We start from the raw sequence: 22,692 nt of genomic DNA on the forward strand, positions 1-22,692 counted from the left end.
CTCCTTATTTCTTCCCGGTCACGACCTTAAAGGAACGCTCTTCCCCGGCACCTAACGTGATCAATGTTCCTGCTTTTTCTGCGGCCAAAAATCCTTCCGGCCGGCATGTCGCAGGCAGGACGAATGCGCCTACCTGCTGGTCGCTGTTATGCAAAAGCCAGCGTGTCGCATATTTCAATTCCGCAGTTGAGAACTTCGTGAAAAATGACGGGCCATCCGGTGATGTCATCTCAAATTCTGCTTCTTCACCGTAAGCATCCAGCTGATCTGCAAAAAAGACAATCTCTGGATCATACATCTCCGGCTTGTTCAGCACGTTCAGTGTTTCTTCCCCGCTCAAGATTTTCTTATTGTAAGCCAGCCATTGTTCGGTCGGCTTCACGTGGGCTGGAATCGATTCCCGAAGCGCTAAGCAATCGTCCGGAATGTTCTGCTTCATCTCTGCACCATCCACATACGCATAATTCGTGTGGCACATGTATTGAAGCGGCATGCCGGACCCTGACAGGTTCTTCACCTTCATATTCATCTCAATGAATGAGTTTTCCTTCATCATTTTAACACTCGGAGACGCTAAATAGTGATGTCCGAAACCTTTCACATACTCCGTTTCCCCGCAAACACTGATTCCTTCTTCACTGATATCCAGCCATGCCCGGTCCATCTCGGCACACGCCATTTCACCGTGCAGTTCATGGTCATCGCCAGGTCCAGGACAGCCATTAGCGATCAAGCCGGAGTGAAACGCAAAGCAACCGTATGTATCAACGATCGCATTAACCTTTTTCGGCTGTGAGAACATGTTCTTCATCTTCAGATCTGTACCGTCAAACTCAAGATCCCAGATGATCTGTCCCATATACGGCAGCACAACCATTCGCCCCCGTGAGTTGGTCAGCTCAATCGCCTCCACCCCTGACGGATAGCGGAATAGGCTTGCTGTAAATTCATGATCTCGATAGATTACTTTTTTGCTTTCTTTAAAAAATTCGCGCTGAAGTTCAATGGTTCCTCTCATTTCTAGCATCCCTTTCCTGCTAAATTAACCCGTCCAGGCAGCCAGCAACGGCTGCCCGCAGGTTTTCTATTTTTACTGAGCCACTTCGATCGTTTCGTCAGTCTTCTTCACTCCAGATTTTTGCTTCTTCATTTCACCAAAGAAGTAAATGCCGACATATACGAAGCACGCCATCGATACGAGGAACGCCGTCTGCATGGAGCCAAATGCGTCAGATGCGTACCCTTGAAGTGCCGGGATCACCGCGCCGCCGACGATCGACATTACGAGGATCGCTCCTGCTGTTTCCGTGTACTTCTTATCTACCACTTCAAGCGTTTCCGCATAAATGGTTGCCCAGCAAGGTCCAAACAGCATGCTTACTACGATGGCCGCATAAACTGCCGTCATGTTCGGCACGAGAATGACATATGCCAGCATCGCCGATCCGAGAATGGAATAACCGAACAAGACCTTTGAAGATGAGAAGCGTGCCATCAGGAAGTTGGCGATGAACTTGCCGGCAAAGAAGCCCGCAAAACTATAGACCATGAAGTTGGAAGCCGTTCTCTCATTGAAATCCGGGTTCAGATCAAGTGCCAGACGGATCGTGAACGACCAAACGGCTACCTGCATTCCTACATATAAAAACTGTGCTACAATCCCTTTTTTGAAGCGTTTGTTGCCTGCCAAATATTTGAGCGTCTGACCGATTCCTGGTGCCTTTTCTGCGCTCTTTGCACGATTCGCAACCGGCTTGCAGATCGGGAACTTCGTCAAGGCAAACAAGACAAACATAGCAATCAGTACGAAAATAATATATTTATATGGTTCAAGTGTATGCTGCAGCATCTTCAGCCCAAACGCATGCGCTTCAGCCGGAGACATTTTCGCCATCTGTGATTCAAGGCTTGCCCCCTCCTGGAACACCAGGTACTTTCCGAGTAAAATCCCTGCGATAGAACCAAGTGGATAAAACGTTTGAGAAATGTTCAAGCGTAGAATGCTGTATTGTCGCGGCCCGATCATCGAGCTGTACGTATTCGCCGCCGTTTCCAAAAAGCTTAGCCCAATCGCAATCGCGAAGATCGCAACCAGGAACATCGTGTACGTCCCCATGTGTGACGCCGGATAAAACAACGAGCAGCCGACGATATAAAACAGAAGGCCTGTCATAATCGCAAACTTGTAACTCATTTTCTTGATGACCATCGACGCCGGAATCGCTACAAGGAAGTATCCTCCGTAAAACGCACTCTGAACGAAAGCGCTTGCGAAATCACTCAATTCAAACACATGTTTAAATTGCGCGATGAGAATATCGTTCAAGCTCGCTGCTACCGCCCATAACGGAAACAGCAGTGATACAAGGATAAACTGGAAAATCGGTGTGCGGTTCAAGTAACCGTCCGGCAGTTGAATCAATTGGTTGTTCTTCATGTGTAACATCCCCTCTTCTTTACTAGAGTTTTATAAAAGCGCTTACAAAAACCTGCTAACAAGAAGGCACAGAGTGACCTGCTCCAGTGCCTCATTTACTTTTTAAGAGATTGTCCAGTGTGTGCACCTTTCGGAAAACGCAGCCGGGAGGAATCACGAATAATGAGTTCCGGTGACAGATTGTACTCCCGCTTCGGCATCTCACCCTTAAAATGAATCCGTTCATGCAGGAGCTGAAATGCAATCTCCCCCACCGCATTCATCGGACGTGAAACAACACTGAGCTTCGGGTTCAGGAACGTGGCAATATCCACATCGTCAAAGCCGAAAAACGAGATTTCCTCGCCAAGCTTCCAGTCCAGATCACCGATGGCTTTCACACACCCGGTCGTCATCAAGTTGTTGGACGAGAAGATGGCAGTCGGACGATCGATCTGGGAGTAAAACTCGTGAGCTGCCTGATAGCCGCTTCGCTCTCCGAAGTCCCCTTGAAAAATATAACGCTCGTCCAGCTTCAGGTTGTAATCCTCGAGCGCCTTTTTGTAGCCGATGAAACGCTCACGCCCCGGCGTCGTGTTCTGCGGACCGCAAATGATTGCGATCTTCTCATGCCCCTGAAGGATCATGTGCTGAACCGCCTGGTAGGAGCCCTTCACGTTATCGACCAGCACCGTATCGACGTCATAGCTTTGGATGCTTCTGTCAACCGCCACCATCGGAATGCCCTGCTCGAGAAGCTGTTTTAGATGGTCGCCGTTCTCGTTGGCCGTCGTAATGATGACACCATCCACGCCGCGCTCAATGAAGTTCTTCAGAATCTCTTCCTCAACGACCGGCGACTCATTCGTACTGCTCAAAATCGCAAAGTATCCCTTTTCCCGGGCCTTCTGTTCAATCCCGGCCATGACGAGCGGAAAGAACGGGTTGCTGATGTCAGGGACAATGACACCAATCGTCTTCGTATCCTTGCTCTTCATCGTCCGGGCCGCCGCATTGCGGATATACCCGAGCTCCTGAATGGCTTTGAGGATTTTCTCCTCCGTCACCTTGCGCACGCCGCCCTGGTTATTGATCACCCGGGACACCGTCGCAATCGACACATTCGCTCTTCTAGCCACATCCTGAATATTCGCTTTACCTTCCATTGGACATAACTCCTAAAATGTAAACGTTTAGATTTTTACAGAAAAAAATAGAATTTCTAAGCATTATTCTTGATTGTCCGGTTTGAACAATAATGTAAACGTTTAGATTTTTGTTCTTGGGTATAATTTAGCATGACTAAAGATAGATTGCAAGAGGTTTTTGTAAACGTTTTCTTTTGTTGTGTAAAAAAGCCCTATACCATATGTACAGGGCTAAAGTTTACAAGATATTCTTATTCGCCCTAGGCACAAAGTAAGGCGGCATCTCTTCTCTTAGCTTCCAAACGAAACTCATTGATTTACTTCCTGAATTGCTCACATGATCAGCAGTTCCTAGGAAGACAAACGGCGACGTATAGCCGTTTTCTTTTTTGTATTCACGAACAAACAATGCAATTTTGTAACCCCTGCTTCTATGTTGTATATACCGGTTAGCCGTTTCACTGCCTTCTGCTACCCGACTTTGGGTTTGCCAGTGGAACAATTGCTCATTAATAGCATAGTCGTCATAGAGTGTAGATGATGAGAAGTCTTTTTCTGATTTATTGAGCGTGATGAAAAAGATATCCAAATCCTTTTCCTTAAAGTGTTTCACACCCTCTCGAAAAGCTGGGCTTGCCTTATCATTATAATATCTGAGTGCTGTTAATACCTGAGAAGTATTGTATTTGCTATGCACTTTAGTAAATAAGGAAAGGCAAAGTCATTTTTTAACTCAAAAGTCTTTGGCATTTCAAAATGATAGGGAAGAATTTGAACGATCTTTTCTGTAAACGCTGGATAAGAAAAAATCCGTTGAATCCCCCCTTCCATGAATAATTTAAGATAGCTGACTACTATTTTTCTTACTGGACAAAACATTTATAAATCTATGATAAAAATTATTTAGTTCTTTTAATTCATATTCATTCAAATATTTACAATGCGCAATTTTATTTCGAATAGGAAAGATAGTAGGAAAAGACTTAATCATTTTTAATGGAAATATTATTGTTAATTCAGGATAAATCCTGAAAAAAGAAATTAATTCATGTAAGTCTAGATTTAAAAACTCCTTGCTAGGCCTTCTCCTTAGAACTTTAAGTGAAATAATATAATACCAATTAGCACCGTATTTTGCTTCCATTTTGGAAACAATTATTAGGCGTAGTGTATTTTCAATCTCATAAAGTTGCCCATAGGCAATTTTCATATGATTTATTTGTTCCAGCAAAAAAGGATCCTCCACTATAATTTTTGGAATAGAAACGCGAAGTTACACACAAATTCCTTATTAATTATATCGAAAAGATTAGTGATTTATAAAATACAAGATTAAACTCTAAAAAGATTATTTGATATTTTGCCTTTCAGATATGTAATTAGATTAAACCCTAAGTCCTCTTTATTTGTTGCGTTGCGTATTTATAATTATAAATTACCGGCACAGACTTATTTATATTTAATGTTTCTGATCGGGATACCAATTGTTAAAGAACTCTTCAGTTTTTTCACCCTCCCTATTAAAATAATATCATTTTATTAATACATACTGGTAATATAGTAAATATATCAAATATTTAGTTTGATATTTTTATATATTCCCGTTATATTGTATTTGAAGATCAATTTACGGAGGTTTATTGTATGGCTGAAGATAAAAAGATGAAGAAATTTGAAGAACTTGCTCAAAAAAGAGTGAGTGATACATTAAAAAAATTACAACTTATAGGAAATCTAGCAAATAAAAATAACTATGACTATACAGATAAGCATGTTAAACAAATTATTGAGGCATTAGAAAACGAAGTTAGAATACTTAAAAATAAATTTAGTGAAGTGAGTAAAGAACGCAGTACTGAATTTAAATTTAAATAAAATATAGGGAGGGTTATTCATGACAAAAGACGCAGCAAACTTAATTGGGTGGGAATTCCCTTCAACAGGTGGCGGCCGAGAAGATGGTTTAAATGATTCAGGCATTTCATTTTTCCGAGCAAATCCTATTAAATCAATGACCAGAGAAGTTATCCAAGATGCTTTAGATGCTCAATATAAAAAAGGTGTACCTGTCATTGTTAAATTTGAAGAGAAGAAGATTGAAGCAGACAAAATTCCTGGGATAGACGAATTGAGAACCATTTTTGAAAAAGCTGAAAATCATTTTTCATCTAATAATAACGAAACACATAAGTTTTTTAAAAAAGCTTGTGAAATTGTAAATGCAGATTTTATTTCTATATGTGCCATTAGAGATCGGAATACTAGCGGACTGACAAAGATTATGTCTAAAGAAGACAGTCATTTCCATCGTTTAACTAAAACTACTGGCGACACAGGTAAAACAGGAACTTCTAATGGCTCTTACGGTATCGGGAAACACGCGCCCTTTGCTACGTCTTTTTTACGAACAATGTTCTATGGAACGTTAAATCGAGAAAAACCTTACAATATAGGCTTTCAAGGCGTTATCAAGATAGCTAGTTTTAATCGTGGAGAAGAATATCCTACTCAAGGAACTGGATTTTACGGAATAAAGCATGGACATAAACCGCTTACTGATATAACAGAATTTGATGATTTTTTCAAACGTAGTGCCGGGGATTACGGTACTGATAAATTCATCGTAGGTTTTGATGATTATGAAGGTTTTCAGAATTCAGTAATTGAAGAGTCAGTCAATAGTTATATGTATGCGATACTAGACGGCCGTCTCGAAATAATTATTGGAGATGTTCATATTACTAAAACAACTTTAAATTCTGTTATTGAACTTATTAAAGAATTTAATCCTGATAGTAAAGTTCCTGAGTTTTATTTAACATTAACCTCTCCTTACAGGATCGAGAGAACAGGAGAATTCTTAACGGAAGACGGCCATATTGAAACAGTAAAGCTATATTTATTAGAAGGGGAAAATTTCCATAATAAAATTTCATTAAATCGTGGTACTGGAATGAAAATTGATGAGAAAGGAAACTTCCGAACGCCTTTAAAATTTGCTGGTACTTTAATTGTTGAAGGAGAAAAATTAAATAAAGTTTTCCGTCTTATGGAGCCACCTACTCATGATGCTTGGATTCCTGGCCTATACCAAGCGAATCCCAAGTATGCGGAAAAATTACGAAAAACCTTAAATGATTGGATGAACAGGGTTGTTCGTGATATTGCACCAAAGTTTGAAGATGATTCTTTTGAGTTGCCTGGACTTGAAAATATTTTACCGAGCCTATCTCAAGATGAATGCCCTATCGATAATATATCGGTAGATGGTGAAAAAGAAAAAATAAGATCTTTAGTTATTGTAAATAATTCTATGACACCTTCAGCTAAAAAAAAGCGTGCGAAAGAACGTAAGAAGCGAACTCAACCATTAGATAAAAGAAAAACACCCAAACCAAAAAATCACGAAAATAAAGCAGACATTAAATCAATTAGAGCATTCTGCTGCAATCCTAATGATGGAATGTATAAAATTTTATTAACGCCCGCTCAGTCTGGTGATTTATCTTTAAAAATTAATTTAGTTGGAGAAAGTGTAGTTGACACTGCTTCGATTATTAGTGCTACTAATAAGAAATTTGGCAATGCAGTTGATATTGACGAGAAAAATGTCTTAGGTCCTATTACAGTCGAAAAAGGGGTTCAATGTGAACTGTTACTAAAATTGGATAATTTAACTCGTTATTCATTAGGGGTTGAACAAGTATGAAATTAAAAACTAGAAATTTTCCTCATCCAGTAATACATCCTTTAACTGATGATATTGTTCAAAGTCATTTTACAGGAAACATTATCGGTTACGAAGAAGTCAATCATTCGTTAAACTTCTCTCTTGAATTTAAAATTAAGAATGACACTTTAAATACACTTTTTGAACAAGATTATGTTCATATAAATGTACACTTTGAATGTTCATCAACTATGCAACGGCTCTCCTACAAAATAAGTCGTTCAGCTTGTTCAATCCTTCAAAATAATGATGAAACCATTTGTAATGTGCAGCTTTCTATCGATAGTGGACTTTTAAACAAAAAAGTAGATGTAAACTATTTCATTTTAGCTAATTGTACTTTACCTGATTACACAAATTCTAATATGCATCCAGACTTTCAAGACACAGCATTTAACATTGAAAAAGGGGATATTCTTGCATTAGCTATTACACAAACAATTTATTTAGAAAAAGATGAACTAGTTACTACAAATAGTATCTTTAGAGTAGCAAAAGATCCATCTGCCAGTGCTTCTCCTATTTCTATAGCAATGAACAATAGTCAAATAGAAATTATCATACCTAAAAGCATTCACGAAAAAATTGGTAATCTAAAAGAGTATGGAAATGACATAAATATGGTGCTTATTTCTATGCTTTATTACCCCGCATTATTGGATGTTCTTCACAACATTCATCTTTTAAGCTCTAATGATTCCAATTCCAGTGAACTTGATACATTTGAGAGTCTCGATTGGTTCAGAACTTTAGAAAAGAAGATTAGAACACTGGGTCAAGATATAACAAATCTGAACCCTGAGAACATACCCTCTCTTGCGTATGCTATTTTGTATGAATCTAAAGACAAACCTTGGGCAGCTTTAGAAGCTATTATATATAGAGAGGACAGCGATGATAATGAATAATATCGTCCTAATGAAAGCTGAAATTTTGAATGACTTAAAAAATAATATTGATCTGTCCCATTATAAATCCAACGATAATTCAGAGATAATATCAGTATTGGACTTGGACTTAGAGTCATTACCTTTTGAAAATTTTTTAATTGTTTCTGATACGAATAATAAAAGTGCGGATGACTTCGAAAACTGCAAATTACTCTACGAAAAGTTTAAAGACATTCCATTATCTTTAGCTTCTGAAGAAAGGTTCTGGAGTTATTTGAGTCATACAGTTTTTTGGGATTACATGTGCCAGCGATGGCCCGTTCAGGAAGCAGAAGGGGATGAGATTGAGTTTATAAAAACTCGTTTTTTCTTTAGTTCTAAAGGAAAAACTTTTTACAGAAACGGCTTATCAAGATTATGGTGGTATGCTTATCTCACTTATGACGATACAAAAACAGACCCTTACCATTACACAAGAATGATGTTACTAAACCAGGAAATTGCTAATTTACTAATTGATACTACTAACCTATCAAGAAACAAGGTCGCTTTAAAAGCTGTATTAGAAGTGATAACTGATTTTCTAAAATTAGAAGAGTTTCAAGAGATAGAAAGAATTAAAAATAGACGTAAATTTATTCGTGAATTAATAAAATATACAAATTTAGTTGGCGGTGTTACGATATGGGACATTCTTTCTGAAAAGGAAGCTTATGCTAAATCTTGGAAATTTGTAGAAAGGCATATCGTCCGTCTTCCTCAGGAATCTTCGGCACAATAATTTATTGGTGATTGCTATATTGCTTGCCCGCAGTTCAAATGAATTATACCAGTTGACAATAAAATGAAATATTGACTATTGACTTTATTAACAAGTAGCGGGACGAATTTTCTAAAAAGAAGCCATTATTTCATCACGGAGCGAGCAACAAATAAAATCAAGTCGGTTCTTTGAATACGCCAATTTAATAAAGAGAGTAAATTGTTTTAAATAAACAGAACTCTCTTTTGGAGTGTATTTAAAAATGGATTATATAGGTTGAAAAAGATCATTCAGTTTTTACTTATCTATTTCTCTTAAAAACATTTAACCTATGATACTCTAGATATTCTTCATGCTCGGTTAAGATATTTAGTTTTATATTCTGATTGAGTTGGAAAAGTGAAACTGCTTTCTTATCTAATAAATTTGATATCATGATGAATCCCTCTTTATTTATAGAGATGTAGCCTCTATCAAAAAGAGCATCGTGATTTGGACAGAGAAGAAAACCGTTATGTATATCTAATCTATCTCTCGCAGAAGATTTACTCCAAGGTTTAATGTGACTTGCTATGAGTAATTCTTTTAAATCCATTCCGCAGATTTTGCATTTAGGTTCTAATCGAAGTAGATTGTCTTTAAAAAGGCTATGACCAATACGTGATTTTATAATGGATTCTTTTTCTGTCTGTGTAATGTGAGATAAATCTTGTATTTGCAATACTATATTATTTAACGTTTCGGTATTTTTTTCTAATGATATTGGCACCACTATAAATATTCCTTCATTTGTTTCCTCGGTAATTAAGCCTAATCCTAAACATCTATTTATTCCCTTGTTAATCTTGTACAAAATCCCAATTGGGATTTTATTTTCCATGTTATAACGAGCTGCTTTTATATCGCTCTTTGCTCGGTTGTCCTTTTCACTGCTAGGTGGAGACATGCGGATCATCAAAAAGTCTTTTTGAAAATCATCTTTCCATTGAATTTGTTTCCCATAATTCTTTTCTGATTCAGTTGCTTGATAAGAAAGTATATATTTTTTTCCTTTAGGTTTATAAAAACCCCGAATTAAATCATGCAACATATGTGCAGAAGGTACAAATTCATCAGGCGGTAAATATTCTCCGCTTCCTCTAACCCCTTTTATTTCATTTTGACCTATAAAAGTTTTGTATTTTAGGTGCTCAAATTTTTCAAGAATGCCTAAATGTGACTCTTCTTCCAGTAAATTATACACATAACTGCCCCTTTTCTTTATTTTTCAAAAGCCAATCTATTAGGCCTGCAATCATCAACCTAAAAGTTTAGTCCCCTCATATTAATTCGATTTTGCTATTAGCTGGTGCATTCCATGCAAATTAAGACTCCTTTAATAAGGAGTCTAGTAGTCTTTTTCTTTATAAATTATATGCTGCTTGTTTTTCAGTAGAGGATATTTCTTCAAATGTGATTTTTTGCTTTCCTCTTAAATTTTCCAGTTGCAGTTTAGGTGCAGGCATTACATAATCATATTTAATTCCCGCAAATGACTTAAGAATAGCTTCAAACACAATTTGTGCTCCATGAGGAGGTACAGCCATTCCAATTTGACGTCTGACCGCCTCTTTGCTGCCTATGAATTCAAAGTCATCTGGAAATGTTTGAAGACGTGCTCGTTCGCGATTTGTTAAGGCTCTGAGTTCTTCCCAATGGTACATATGCGTTCCACCTCCACCACTACCAGTTACGGTGTAGGCAGGTTTTGTTGGATCCAAACGTTTATAGATAGAGCTTAATCTTGCCCCTTTGACTTTGAGCTGAAGATTTTCTGGGATGCCAGGATACCAAGCATTGCTACCTGGCGGAATATAACTGAGCATTTTTTTTACTTTTTCAGTATGTCTAGGAAGCTCATTATTTGGTGCATCTTCCGGAATTGGCGGAGTCGTAATGGCCTCGCGTGATGTTTTATATTCTGTAGAAGAAAATGTTGTTGGTGCAGGTACTTTAAATTCAATACCCTTTTTAGCAAGATCTTGTCTTATTCCTACAATGATTATACGATGGCGTGCTTGTGGTACTCCGTATTCCTGGAATTTATATAGATGAGGAGTTAAAACATAACCACATTCTTCAAGTTCGGTCAGAATTTGAATAAAGGCCTGTCCTTCATTTGCGCTCTGAAGCCCTCCCACATTTTCTGCAACAAAGAATTTCGGCTGGTATTCTTTAAGCACTTTAACTCCATAAGAATATAAGGGCCCGTACGTACCTTCTAGACCGTGCTTCTCTCCTACTTGGCTGTAATCATTGCAAGGAAATCCAAAAGCAAAACAGTCTATATCTCCAAGTACAGATTTATCACCGATTGGCAGATCCTCTACCGGTCCGCAATGAACTGATGAATCTTCTGGATTTTCACAAATGTTAAGTTTATATGTTTCACATGCTGTAGGATCATAATCATTTGACCACAGATGTTTGATGCCCCACTCTTCGCCAGTTTCAGGATGTATAACCCGTGCGTTCTTAGCCGCTAAGCTTAAACCACCGGGTCCGTTAAAGAGTTCACCTTTAGTAAATATCATGTAGAACACCACTCCTTTGCAGAATTTAATTATATCGAAAGTATGTTCTTGCATACTACTATGCTGATTAATTCTACACTTTTATAGGGCAAATTACAGCCCCTTTGCCCAAAATTTAATTGAAACTTTATAGTATATCTAAAGACAAGAGGGAGTTAAAGTATTTTTATATAGGGGAATTGTTGAACCAAGGGAGGGGTTGTTTTGGGAGAAAGGATTACTAAAGAACAGCGGAGAAAGAATATGCAAGCCATTCGTTCGCAATCTAAACTAGAAAACCGTGTCACAAAAAGACTGTGGCACAGAGGACTAAGGTTCAGGAAAAATGATCGGACCCTATTTGGAAAACCGGATATTTCCATAAAAAAATATAATATTGTTATCTTCATTGATTCTTGTTTTTGGCATGCCTGTGAACTGCATGGAAATAGACCAAATAATAATCGTGATTATTGGGATAAGAAATTAGAAAGAAACCGGAGCAGGGATATTGAGGTTAATCAATACTATTTAAATAAACATTGGCACATTAAGAGAGTTTGGGAGCATGAATTAAAAGAGGATTTTAATCATGTTACACAAGAGCTGTTTAATTTCATAAATAATATCAAAAAAGAGTTATCTGAAGCAGACAACCCCTGAAAGAATATTTAAAACATTTCCGATACATTACGGTATCCTTTATTAGTAAAACAACTTATGAAGGACTGCCTTCTTTGCGCTTTTGTTAATTCATTATCTAAACAATAATCCAAAAAACCTAATAAAGCATTTGCTGAAATAATAGCCCCTTGAGGATTAAGATCTGGAATTACTGAATTTGCTTTCTCAGTGATTTTCTCCAAATTCTTTTCGCCACCCCAGTCACTTGCAGTTATATAACCATAATATTTTACTAACTTCCCCTTATAGCCATTGTAATTAGGAATATATTCGGATCCCATATGTGAAGTAAGATGGGCTGGCAGGCTGAATTTTTTCTTGTAGTTCTTGGCATCTATAATACAGATTGTTTCTTCATCTAGATGCAACAAAATTTCAATTTGTGTGCGGAGATCTCTATTCTCGGGCTTTGGTCTTAGCTCGACTTCAAACCCCACTGCTTCTAAAATCTTTGCAGTTTTTTCTTCAAATACTAAATTATTTTCTTCATATAAGTACGATTCAACAAAATCATCATTCAGTGAACTGTAGCGGTATTCTTTAAGTGCGGAAGCAAATTTTTTGGACTCAGCAGTAGATAATTCTTGCTTCAGCACGGTTTCAATTTCTGCTAAGGAGAGCTCTTGAAGTGAAGGAAAAGACGCCAGCAGTCGATGGATTTTTTTGGTTAACTTTTTCTGATTGGTAGCTGGACCTATAGCTCCAAATGCGCTTGCCTTGTAACTGTCTACATCAAGACCGGCATTCTCGGAAAATCGCTCTAAGGAGATTAAATAACGCTTGTTAAAAGGATAACGTCTATCAAATTCATTTAACTCATTGGTGGTGAACTGGTGTTTTTCGGACGGAACCCTAAGGAATTGCCCGCGAACATATTCAGCTAATTCAGTATATTCACACAGCATCATAAAGGTATGTGCGACATCACCATGAGCTGCTGAAAAGTCTCTTGCTCCTTTATCTGATCGTTCACGATGATCATAGAGTGAAGCTATCTCTTTTTTCATTTCAATCTTTTCAGTTTCTGTTGTTTTCGCGCGGTAAGCGAGAATTTTTTGAGTAACCTCATTTAACTCAGTATCTTTTTGAGCTGTAAGAGCAAAAAATGTGATTTCTTCTTTAGTAATATAATAATTTAATTCTGCTTGATTAACTAAAAGAATTAAGAATCGAGCAGGTCTAATCTGGAAACCTTCTTCGAATTTTGGGCGGAAACCACTTTCTAAAAAATAAGCATTAGGAATTTGGAGTGTTAAAATTTGTTTTTTTATATTTTCACGTTTTTTAGTATCAGCAAGTAAGGAAGCGCCAACTTTAGTAAGAGACAATTGTCCAGTAGGCGTTGTGTATACATATCCAAATGTTCTAAGCATTGCTGCCCAGGTTCTTCCTCCAGAACCGTCAGTGCTAATATTATTACGTTTGAGTTCTTTAGCTGCTAAAACTTCTTCATAACGTTTATGGGCAATTCGATTTTTAGACCAAGTAACAGTAAAATTTTCTGTGGCAATTTGGAGTGCTTTAAGTGCATCTACATGAAAGCGTGGATCTCGTTCTGGACGTGTTATAAACCATACTTTTCTTTCCGGCATATTAAATTCCTCCTAAGGGATCTTTCAATAGTTTTTGTAGCTTTTCAAATACAGCTTTTTCTTTTTTTGAAAGCTTCTTTCTTTCACTTAAGGCCCCCCAGTCACCCATAAGATCACTGAAGAGTTCCTTTTCCGATAGGATGAATGCAGTAGCTGAGATTGAATTTTCATCCGCTAAACTGCTCATAGTACTAGCTATTTTTAAGGTTTTTTGGTCAAAAAGAGCATTTAAATTATACTTATCTAATTCAATTTTTTCACTGATAACTGATATTATTTTTGATAATGAAGACATTGTTATATCTGAGCTATTGTTGTACACACGATTTACCCAGTTCCCTGATCTGCCTGTCTGCTCACTAATTTCTTTGTGTGTAAGATTTGCCTCTTTAATTAATTTATTAATTTTGATCATGAGCTGGTAAATCATAGCTTTGCGTAATAATTTTTGCAGTAAGAAAATTTCGATGGTGATCATCCTTTCTAAATTAAGAGGCCTGAATATAGTATAAAAGTGAATATAAAAAACCTGATCATCTTTAAGAGTGATTAGATTTTTTATCTTTTATATTATTAATCCGAAATATGCAATCTATTTTTTTGTAAGACGGATTGATGTTCTTTCTTTTAGAAAGGCTGTTTTCGTAAACTTTGTTGCTCTTGAAAGGGGTTGATTTCCGTTTCAGGTCGCTCGCTTTCCGCGGGGCATGCGGTTAGCCTTACCGGCGCAAGCGCCTATCTCCACTGGCACACTCGTCCCGCAGGAGTCTCGCACCTTGCACTTCAATCAACTTATCAATGAAGTCCTATCAGAATGTTCCCAAAGCAACAATCTTTTAGAAAAGAGCCTTTAGAAATTAATGATATTTCCATTAACAATATTTTACTTTTTATAAAAAAAAAGTATAATAGTTGTAAGGGCAGGATAGCCCTTCTTCGGTTGGGCATGTCCCAATACTGAAGGGGGTAATGTGCGATGGTACAATTTACATTAGGAGAAATAATAACACTAACAGCGACTATGCTGTTTGCATCATGGTACGTGGTAAAAAGAAAACTTGTGGTGGTGAAGGTGAAGTTTAACTTCCCAGAAGGCTACAAGGCATACTTCTTTGAGAGTATGGTTTTTGGTCTCATACTCAGTAGCATAATAATTATACTTACAAGAGTTACAAGCTAACAGTCCTCGGTTGCTGGGAAGCGACCGAAGACATCCTCTTTTGAGGGAGGTTGTAAATGATGAATATTATCTTTGTAAGGAAAAAGGATCCTAACGTTAATACCGGGTGATCTTTAGATCAGAAAGCAGCTTAACCTAATAGTAAGATCCTGAGCCTTGCCAACTTCAGTTGCCCCCGCCGTTCCTAATGGAGCGGCTTTTTACTTATAATTCAACACCGTGAATATATGTATTAAAGAGCATATCGTGTCTATTGTAAACACAACACAAGGAACACGCCAGACTTTTTAAAACCTATATTTTTTCAACAGCTTATTAAATTCATGAATAAGCACGCTCGCATCCTTCCCTTCCTACTGTATTTTTAATATCAATCCCCCATAGCCTAAAGTAGATGTCAACTTAGTTCTTTTATAAGCAATGACATTTATAAAAAGAAACACTTAAAAGAGCGCATTAGAAAGCTTCCATTTGCATATTACAGCTTAACTTGTTTTAATACATTATCAATTTAATATATATTATTTTATCTTTACTCAGTTGCCGGAAAGAGATTAGTACGTGTTTTTATAGAAGCCAGGAATGAGGAACTGGGGCAACAAGCAGTGCAATCCTTGGGCTTTTCGAATGTTTTGCTTGTGAAGTTGGATTCTTTGGACATACAGTCTTTCCAACTTAAAAAGAATGAAATGATTGAGGTAACAGATTATTTGCATTTACTAATTAATAACGAAGGAACTGCTCCCGATTTAAATAATCCGGCTTTATCCCCAACTTTACAAAAAGTGAACATAAAAAGGACCAACCCCTTTTCTTTGGGTTCTGTCCTTCGGTAAAAATGAGATTGATTCTTTTAAAGAAAATGTTCGAATAGTATTCATCCAAAAATAGAGAATTTTTTAATAAGTTGCGCTACGCATTCCACATGTCTGGACTGTATGTGGCAACACATGGGATGTCGGTGAGTTACAATGGTAATTTTACTTATATCTATCATCTCCTTTATCGTCTTGATGAAAATACTTATGAAACAATGAGGTTAATAAGAAAGATACATAAAAAAAATACTTACAAAGGAGTTGAATTATCGTTAGAAAAGACTAGACAATTCATTGAACTTGTAAATAAAACTAATTGGTATTTGAAAGCATTCAGAAAAAATTTGAAATAGAAAACTCGTGAGAACATAAAAAAAAGAACTTTGCTAATTAATATGGTTCGTCTTCTCCCATATTTAATCACCTTCTATTATACTTACTGAGGCAGCGGAAGTTTACCGCATTCCACCGTTAAAGAAACAATACAAAAAAGAAATCCCGACTGCTATTACAACAGATTGAGATTTCTTTTTTTTTAAGTATTTGATTTTGGTACAATGGCCGTCCTTCTACCAATAGTTTATGCTAAATCTATTCCCATTATACATGATATATTCATTTTCAGCAGTTCCTCTGTAGTAATTAACTTTATCATGTTAAAAATTATAATGATGGGAAATTATTCAAGAAAACTTAATTATATTTAATTTACTTTTTAGTTCATTCTTTGTTTTTATTGCTAAATAATCTGGATTGGTTAAAAACAAAATAATTAATTCACTCACAATATGCTCTAATTCGACTAAGGATTGCTCTTCTACTTCTGCTGATCCATTGTGAACAATTTTTGACCTCACATCATAAAGTTCTTTGATTTTGTTCACAAGTTTCAAGCGCTCCTCTAATGTTGTTTCAAAAATAAAGGCTATCCTTTCACTGAGTGATACTGCAACGGGTTCCTCTTTACTCAAATTTAGTAGGCATTCGAGAACTAATGTCAGCTTAAGAAAACGCGCTGCGTTATCGTGTTCTATTTTTGACTCACCGAACCACACTATGGATCTTAGAATTTGTACTTCCATATCGTTTAGATCATTTATCATAAATTTTTTTAATATTTCTCCGAATCTTTCTAACCCCACTTCTTTTGCATCCTCTATAAAACTATCATCAATTTCCAGATCTTCATCCTGTGCTTCCTTTAATCGCCAATTATAACTACTAAATGTCCCTGGTACACAAGGCACTGCAATTATGCGAAGCTCTTCCATTTGTGCACCATATCCAGGTAACCGCAAACCTAGTAATTCTTCATTCCACCCTTGATAATCAATAAACCTTAAAAAATGTACTATTAGTTTACTTAATTCAACTCCAATCTCTATTGCCTTTAAAAAATCTGCAGCATTTACAGTATGTTCTATACTGGTGGGAAAAAATTCTTTTATTTCTTTATCAGGTATTATTTCTGAAGCTATTAATTTATCCAAATGAATAATTTTGCAGTTAGAATTAATGTAGAATGATTGTTTATCAAACAATAATAATCCTTTTAAAGGAACATAAACTTTAAATTCTTTCTTTAAAGAAACTTCATCCTCAAGCTCTGTTAATAAAGCAGTAACTATTTTACTTGGGGTTTCAGTATCTAAAAGTTGTTTTAGAATTTTTATATATCGCATTACTATTGTTTTTTTTGCTAGGTTTTCATTTAAAGATTTTTCTTTTAAAAATAATTCCAGCCCTTTAACAAAGCTATTAATTTCCAATACTGTTGTATGAATTGCACAATCATGAATAATTTTATGTCTGCCATTTGTGTAAAATTCACTAATAGCATTATTTTTTAAATCTTTAACTATTTCTATTAGGACTAGTTTAAATTTGTTTTTATTCATATTTCATTTCCAATCCCTCTTCTAAAATATTCTTAAGCAATTAATTTTCTTCAGTAATTATATCTCCAATTACAAACAAATTTCAATGGCCCAGTGAAACAATGTATATATAGTGAATCTTATGTCTATTACTTGTTCCAAAGACATACGGGTGACACATCATCCGCTAAAGGAGCAAATTTAGATGAATGAGTTCGAATTACTTCATAACATTGTAAAAATGAAGAAAGGGCGTATTATCTCCAAAGAGTACAACGGAAGAAATGAAAAAATTGAATTTGAATGTAATGAAAACCATCGTTGGATTACAAAGCCGACATCCATTTTTAACGGACATTGGTGTCCTACCTGCAACCACACAGTCCCATATACTATTGAAGATATGAAAAGAATTGCCAAAGAAAGAGGGGGTCAATGCCTGTCTCATCATTATCAAAATGCCCATACCAAACTAACGTGGAGATGTGCCAAAGGACATGTTTGGCAATCAATCCCTAAAAGCATCTATCTAAATGGGACTTGGTGTGCAGTATGTAAAGGAGTTAAAAAGCTGACAATTGAGGATATGGAGGAGATGGCCAAAAAAAACAACGGTCTCTGCCTTTCCAAAGATTATGTCAATAACCGTGAAAAATTACGATGGAGATGTGAAAAAGGGCATGAGTGGGAAGCAACGGCTTCCAATATTAGAAGTGGAAAATGGTGTCCAAGATGCGCAAAAAGAAAAGTGGTTATTGAAGATATGGAAGAACTTTCAAAATCAAGAGGGGGATCATGCTTATCTAACAACTACAAAGGGAAGCACGTCAAATTAAAGTGGAAGTGTAAGGAAGGGCATGTGTGGGAAAGTACTCCGGCAACCATTAGAAGCGGAAGCTGGTGTCCCGCTTGTTCGAAAAAAAGTAAATTAACTATTTCCGATGTAGACTCATTGGCAGCTGAAAGAGGTGGAAAATGCCTGTCCATTTGTTACATCAACAGTAGAACAGCCCTTCATTTCGAGTGTAAAGATGGGCATCGATGGGAAACAACTTACGGCACTATTCAAAGCGGTGCCTGGTGCCCAATGTGTACTCAAAGCAGAGGGGAAGAAAAGACAAGGCATCTTTTGAAACAATTGTTGGGCCATGAGTTTAAAAAAACAAGGAATGTGCTGGAACGGGGATTAGAACTCGATGGTTATAATAAGGACCTAAATTTTGGTTTTGAGTTCCGGGGAATTCAACATTATCAATATGTTCCTTATTTTCATAGAACGAAAAAAAGATATCAAGAACTTATGAATCGAAATCATGATAAGGAAGATCAGTGTGAAAAAAAAGCAGTTAAATTACTTATTATCCCTTATTGGGTTGAGGCAAAGTCAGATGAAAGCCTGATCCGCTTTGTTAAAGATTGGTTGACTAAAAACGGTATTCCTTTTCAAAAAAAAGATGTTTCCTTACAATTTATCAATGGACTTCATTCCAAAATCAATATTATGAAGGAATTAGCACAGAGTAAGGGTGGAAAATGTTTATCCACGGTTTATGGCAATAGCAAGCATCACTATGAATTCGAATGCCATACGGGGCATCGGTGGACTACGACATTTGAGGTACTGAGCAGGGGCGGTTGGTGTCCACGGTGCGCAGGCAATGCCAAACATACAATCGAAGAGATGAAGAAATTTGCTGCAGCCAAAGGTGGAAAATGTTTATCAAAAGAATATATCAATAATAATACCCATCTTTTATGGGAATGCCATAAAGGGCATCAATGGAAGGCAACCCCGGCAAATATCTTAAGGGGGAAATGGTGTCCCGCTTGTAATAAAAAACCACGATTGACGATTTATTATTTTACTGAATTAGCGAAAAAAAGAGGGGGCAGATGTTTATCTACGATATATAACAATCAAAAAGCAAAATTAACATTTGAGTGTCAGAACGGTCATCAATGGGATGCTTTACCAACAAACATTCAAACAGGAAAATGGTGTCCCACATGTAAAGGAAATCGTAAAAAAACCATTGAAGATGCACAATTACTCGCTGAACAAAAGCAAGGGAAATGCTTAACGTATGAATATGTAAATAGTAAATCAAATCTACAGTGGGAGTGTAAGGACGGTCATATATGGACAGCCAGCTATTCCACCGTTCGTCAGGGAAGTTGGTGTCCTCAATGCAGACGTGGTCATGCATATTAAAACAAGGTTTTCTACAACAATTAACAAAATATGGGTGTTCACATTGGGAAAATATACAATAGATAATATGAAAACGTCGCCAAACAGTATGGCAGGAAATGATTATCTAATAGTAAACACCTTTGCGATAGGAATTTAGGAAAGAACATTCATTAAAATAATTTCTTCAGTCAAGTGAAAATAAACATTGTCCAAAGCTCGTTCTTTGAAGGTATTTATTGTCCCTGTGACAACGTGAATTTCTTGTTTCACGGTAAATTTTTCCGAAAGATATATATAAAAGAGCCTAATCTGACAATGATTAGGCTCCTGACATTCATTAATTCAAAACTTTCGCCACAGCCTCACAATGCGTCGTCTGCGGAAACATATCCACCAGCTGCACTTCAACCGTTTTAAAACCACCATCTTCTAAAATTCTTAAATCCCTCGCCAGGGTCGATGGATTACAGCTTACATACACCACTCGCTTTGGCTTCATCTCAATTATCGTTTGAAGCCGAGCTTCGTCACAGCCCTTTCTTGGTGGATCGACGATGATGACATCTGGTGTGATCCCTTTTTCTTTCCATCTAGGAATCACAACTTCAGATTCCCCTACCGCAAACTCCGCATTATCCATTCCGTTCAGTTCAGCATTTCGTCTTGCATCTTCTATCGTTTCAGGCACAATCTCTACTCCGTATACCTTCTTCGCCTTCTGTGCTAAGAAAAGAGAGATTGTTCCGATGCCACAATACGCATCAATGACTGTTTCATCTCCTGTTAACTCCGCAAACTTCAGGGCCTAGTCGTACAAGACCTTGGTTTGCTGTGGGTTGATTTGGTAGAACGAGCGGGCGGAGATGGCGAATTTGATGTCGCCGATGTAGTCGTAAATGTATTCTAAGCCCCAGAGAACTTTGGTTTCGTCACCGGAAATGACGTTCGTTCGTTTGGTGTTCACGTTTTGCACGACCGACTTGATCTGTGGAATGGTGTTTACGATATCATCCACTATCTTTTTGCAGTTCGGCAGCTCTTTTCGGTTCGTCACCAGGAAGATCATCAGCTCGTTTGTCGTTTTCCCGTAGCGCGCGATAATGTGGCGGATGATGCCTTTATGGCGCTTTTCTTCATATGGCTGGGTCCCGTACTTGTTCAGGATGTCCTTGACCGCCTGGATGGCTTCATCGGTCGTATCACCCGTGATGATGCAGCTGTCCATTTCTACAATTTCGTGGCTTCGTTTTTGATAGAAGCTGATGATGAATCTGCCTTTGTTCGGCTACTCACTGCCCGAGTTCACTAATTAGCTCCTTTTCATCTCCATTTCATAACTATTAAACCTTAAAGTCTAGCTGCAAATATGTATTTGCAAGCGCAATCCTTTATACTATTTCATGAAGGGAAGCTCGTTGATATTGAAATAACACCCGAGTAGGGTGTACTTTTTTTACATAGCCAGTACATTCCTCTTGATTCAAGCTACTTCAGTAACATTCTTTCCATTCTGTGCAATTTTTGAAATAAGCGCCCAAAGCATAACACCCATGATGAGAAAGCCCGCCGTCATACTGATGACGCCTCCCCATCCGAAATCGGACCAGAAGAATCCTGCGAGTGTTCCCCCTACACTTGAGCCGGTATAGTAAAGAAATAAGTAGAGTGAAGAGGCTTGCGCTTTGTCATGTGTCGCACGCTGGCCAACCCAGCTGCTTGCAATGGAATGGCTGCCAAAGAAGCCATAGGTAAACATTCCGAGCCCCAGCATTTTAATGAATAAATAGGTGTCCAACGTCAAACCAACACCGATTAAAGCAAGCAATAAGTTAATGAATAGTATTCTTTTCTTCCCGTGGCGGTCTACCCATTTCCCGGTCCAGACCGAGCTGAACATTCCAATAACCATGATTAAAAAAATCCAGCCGACAATGGTTTGGCTTAGCGAATAAGGCTTTCCGAGCAGCACATAAGCGATGTAGTTAAATAAAGCAACGTTGCTCCCCAAAAGTAAAAACCCCATAAAAAATAGGCAAACGAGACCGGGATCTTTCAGATGGTCAACAAGTGATTTTCCTAATTTCCCAATCTGTAATGGACGTGCTTTGAAATGCTGTGAAGACGGCAGGCTCTTCCAAAAAATGAGGGTAGCCACTAAGCTTATGACCCCAATTCCGCCTATCGCCGCATGCCAGCTCACGAGATCACTCAACAGCCCTGAGAATACTCTTCCAAACACCGCTCCGATTGAATTTCCGCATATATATAGCCCCATCGCTGTTCCGAGACTTTTGGGTTCGATTTCCTCTCCAAGAAACGCCATGGCAATGGAAGGCAATCCGGCAAGCGATATCCCTTCCAGCGTCCGTAAAATCAAAAAAAAGTGAAAATTAGGGCTGAACGCTGTAAAAATACAAATCACGGAAGCTGCAAGCATCGAAATGACCATGATTGGTTTTCGCCCCCAAACTTCGGACAACGAGCCAAAAATCAGCATGCTGACAGCAAGTACGATCGTGGTTACAGAAAGAGACAGACTTGCGGTTGTGGGTGTAATGCTGAACTCCTTTGTGAACTCGGGCATTAACGGCTGTACGCAGTAAAGAATCGCAAATGTATTAAAACCAGCGGCAAAAAACGCCATGCTGGTTTTTCGAAAAAGCGGTGTTCCCTGTTGAATGTAGCTCATACTGCTATCATCTCATTGGTGTGGCATTCATCTTGTTGCATCTCTATCATCCCTTTAAATTTTTATTTTCCATATTTCTATAGTAGCATCATCCTCTTATGATGTATAATTCATTATAATCATATTTTTAATGTATTTATGTAATATATAATCTAAAAG

Annotated in this window: 16 protein-coding genes and 2 pseudogenes; 6 read left to right on the forward strand and 12 right to left on the reverse strand. The window is 37.5% G+C overall.

Translation table 11 applies throughout. The annotated features are described in order from the left end of the window. Nucleotides 1–4: 4 nt before the first annotated feature. The 5 genes and pseudogenes from OKX00_RS21165 to OKX00_RS21185 form a co-directional block, all read right to left on the reverse strand. Nucleotides 5–1,027, reverse strand: coding sequence for an aldose 1-epimerase family protein (locus tag OKX00_RS21165; protein WP_265408736.1), 1,023 nt, complete (start codon nt 1,025–1,027; stop codon nt 5–7). A gap of 63 nt (nt 1,028–1,090) precedes the next feature. Then, a complete protein-coding gene (gene fucP, locus OKX00_RS21170; protein WP_265408737.1) occupies nt 1,091–2,437 on the reverse strand; it encodes an L-fucose:H+ symporter permease in 1,347 nt (448 codons plus the stop codon). A 95-nt stretch (nt 2,438–2,532) separates the two neighbouring features. Continuing rightward, nucleotides 2,533–3,582, reverse strand: coding sequence for a LacI family DNA-binding transcriptional regulator (locus OKX00_RS21175; protein WP_265408738.1), 1,050 nt, complete (start codon nt 3,580–3,582; stop codon nt 2,533–2,535). A 220-nt stretch (nt 3,583–3,802) separates the two neighbouring features. Next, nucleotides 3,803–4,395 (reverse strand): annotated as a pseudogene (locus OKX00_RS21180) (DUF3427 domain-containing protein); the annotation flags it as partial. A 7-nt stretch (nt 4,396–4,402) separates the two neighbouring features. Continuing rightward, on the reverse strand, nt 4,403–4,795 hold the full coding sequence (locus OKX00_RS21185) for a hypothetical protein (RefSeq protein ID WP_265408739.1): 393 nt from the start codon (nt 4,793–4,795) through the stop codon (nt 4,403–4,405). Between the two features lie 413 nt (nt 4,796–5,208). Here OKX00_RS21185 and OKX00_RS21190 point away from each other — a divergent pair, with 413 nt between their 5' ends. The 4 genes from OKX00_RS21190 to OKX00_RS21205 are packed head-to-tail and all read left to right on the forward strand — an operon-like array spanning nt 5,209 to nt 8,965. Next, nucleotides 5,209–5,439, forward strand: a complete 231-nt coding sequence (locus tag OKX00_RS21190) for a hypothetical protein (RefSeq protein WP_265408740.1) — start codon at nt 5,209–5,211, stop codon at nt 5,437–5,439. A gap of 19 nt (nt 5,440–5,458) precedes the next feature. Then, nucleotides 5,459–7,273 carry a hypothetical protein gene (locus OKX00_RS21195; RefSeq protein ID WP_265408741.1) on the forward strand — a complete coding sequence of 605 codons (1,815 nt, stop codon included), beginning with the start codon at nt 5,459–5,461 and terminating at the stop codon, nt 7,271–7,273. Continuing rightward, entirely contained in the window at nt 7,270–8,202 is a 933-nt protein-coding gene (locus OKX00_RS21200; RefSeq protein ID WP_265408742.1) for a hypothetical protein, read from the forward strand. Before OKX00_RS21195 ends, OKX00_RS21200 begins: the two co-directional genes overlap by 4 nt. Further along, complete coding sequence (locus OKX00_RS21205; protein WP_265408743.1) at nt 8,195–8,965, forward strand: DUF6339 family protein; 771 nt, start codon at nt 8,195–8,197, stop codon at nt 8,963–8,965. The genes OKX00_RS21200 and OKX00_RS21205 overlap by 8 nt, the downstream gene beginning before the upstream one ends. 283 nt (nt 8,966–9,248) lie before the next feature. Here OKX00_RS21205 and OKX00_RS21210 read toward each other — a convergent pair whose 3' ends face one another. Both OKX00_RS21210 and OKX00_RS21215 read right to left on the reverse strand, forming a co-directional pair. Next, a complete protein-coding gene (locus OKX00_RS21210; RefSeq protein ID WP_265408744.1) occupies nt 9,249–10,190 on the reverse strand; it encodes an HNH endonuclease in 942 nt (313 codons plus the stop codon). Nucleotides 10,191–10,350: 160 nt separating this feature from the next. Continuing rightward, nucleotides 10,351–11,520 carry a DNA cytosine methyltransferase gene (locus OKX00_RS21215; RefSeq protein ID WP_265408745.1) on the reverse strand — a complete coding sequence of 390 codons (1,170 nt, stop codon included), beginning with the start codon at nt 11,518–11,520 and terminating at the stop codon, nt 10,351–10,353. A 204-nt stretch (nt 11,521–11,724) separates the two neighbouring features. Here OKX00_RS21215 and OKX00_RS21220 point away from each other — a divergent pair, with 204 nt between their 5' ends. Next, nucleotides 11,725–12,162, forward strand: coding sequence for a very short patch repair endonuclease (locus tag OKX00_RS21220; protein WP_265408746.1), 438 nt, complete (start codon nt 11,725–11,727; stop codon nt 12,160–12,162). A gap of 8 nt (nt 12,163–12,170) precedes the next feature. On the opposite strand, the gene OKX00_RS21225 is transcribed toward OKX00_RS21220, so the two are convergent. From OKX00_RS21225 to OKX00_RS21235, 3 genes are all read right to left on the reverse strand, one after another. Continuing rightward, nucleotides 12,171–13,775, reverse strand: a complete 1,605-nt coding sequence (locus OKX00_RS21225; protein ID WP_265408747.1) for an AlwI family type II restriction endonuclease — start codon at nt 13,773–13,775, stop codon at nt 12,171–12,173. Between the two features lies 1 nt (nt 13,776). Further along, complete coding sequence (locus tag OKX00_RS21230) at nt 13,777–14,253, reverse strand: hypothetical protein (protein WP_265408748.1); 477 nt, start codon at nt 14,251–14,253, stop codon at nt 13,777–13,779. Nucleotides 14,254–16,456: 2,203 nt separating this feature from the next. Beyond that, nucleotides 16,457–17,671, reverse strand: a complete 1,215-nt coding sequence (locus OKX00_RS21235) for a HEPN domain-containing protein (protein WP_265408749.1) — start codon at nt 17,669–17,671, stop codon at nt 16,457–16,459. 184 nt (nt 17,672–17,855) lie between these two features. Here OKX00_RS21235 and OKX00_RS21240 point away from each other — a divergent pair, with 184 nt between their 5' ends. Further along, on the forward strand, nt 17,856–19,862 hold the full coding sequence (locus OKX00_RS21240; protein ID WP_265408750.1) for a zinc-ribbon domain-containing protein: 2,007 nt from the start codon (nt 17,856–17,858) through the stop codon (nt 19,860–19,862). Between the two features lie 319 nt (nt 19,863–20,181). Here OKX00_RS21240 and rlmD read toward each other — a convergent pair. Together rlmD and OKX00_RS21250 are read right to left on the reverse strand one after the other, a co-directional pair. Beyond that, nucleotides 20,182–21,123 (reverse strand): annotated as a pseudogene (gene rlmD, locus OKX00_RS21245) (23S rRNA (uracil(1939)-C(5))-methyltransferase RlmD); the annotation flags it as partial. Nucleotides 21,124–21,324: 201 nt separating this feature from the next. Further along, on the reverse strand, nt 21,325–22,533 hold the full coding sequence (locus tag OKX00_RS21250; protein WP_265408751.1) for an MFS transporter: 1,209 nt from the start codon (nt 22,531–22,533) through the stop codon (nt 21,325–21,327). Nucleotides 22,534–22,692 lie beyond the last annotated feature (159 nt).

Origin of the sequence: Fictibacillus sp. KU28468, from assembly GCF_026153615.1 — a bacterium.
Lineage (GTDB): Bacteria > Bacillota > Bacilli > Bacillales > Fictibacillaceae > Fictibacillus_C > Fictibacillus_C marinisediminis.

Bases quoted from the DNA above. Each gene is read 5' to 3' on its own strand.
- OKX00_RS21165 (WP_265408736.1), bottom strand. From the start codon at position 1,027: ATGCTAGAAATGAGAGGAACCATTGAACTTCAGCGCGAATTTTTTAAA.
- fucP (WP_265408737.1), bottom strand. From the start codon at position 2,437: ATGAAGAACAACCAATTGATTCAACTGCCGGACGGTTACTTGAACCGC.
- OKX00_RS21175 (WP_265408738.1), bottom strand. From the start codon at position 3,582: ATGGAAGGTAAAGCGAATATTCAGGATGTGGCTAGAAGAGCGAATGTG.
- OKX00_RS21190 (WP_265408740.1), top strand. From the start codon at position 5,209: ATGGCTGAAGATAAAAAGATGAAGAAATTTGAAGAACTTGCTCAAAAA.
- OKX00_RS21195 (WP_265408741.1), top strand. From the start codon at position 5,459: ATGACAAAAGACGCAGCAAACTTAATTGGGTGGGAATTCCCTTCAACA.
- OKX00_RS21200 (WP_265408742.1), top strand. From the start codon at position 7,270: ATGAAATTAAAAACTAGAAATTTTCCTCATCCAGTAATACATCCTTTA.
- OKX00_RS21205 (WP_265408743.1), top strand. From the start codon at position 8,195: ATGAATAATATCGTCCTAATGAAAGCTGAAATTTTGAATGACTTAAAA.
- OKX00_RS21215 (WP_265408745.1), bottom strand. From the start codon at position 11,520: ATGATATTTACTAAAGGTGAACTCTTTAACGGACCCGGTGGTTTAAGC.
- OKX00_RS21225 (WP_265408747.1), bottom strand. From the start codon at position 13,775: ATGCCGGAAAGAAAAGTATGGTTTATAACACGTCCAGAACGAGATCCA.
- OKX00_RS21230 (WP_265408748.1), bottom strand. From the start codon at position 14,253: ATGATCACCATCGAAATTTTCTTACTGCAAAAATTATTACGCAAAGCT.
- OKX00_RS21235 (WP_265408749.1), bottom strand. From the start codon at position 17,671: ATGAATAAAAACAAATTTAAACTAGTCCTAATAGAAATAGTTAAAGAT.
- OKX00_RS21240 (WP_265408750.1), top strand. From the start codon at position 17,856: ATGAATGAGTTCGAATTACTTCATAACATTGTAAAAATGAAGAAAGGG.
- OKX00_RS21250 (WP_265408751.1), bottom strand. From the start codon at position 22,533: ATGAGCTACATTCAACAGGGAACACCGCTTTTTCGAAAAACCAGCATG.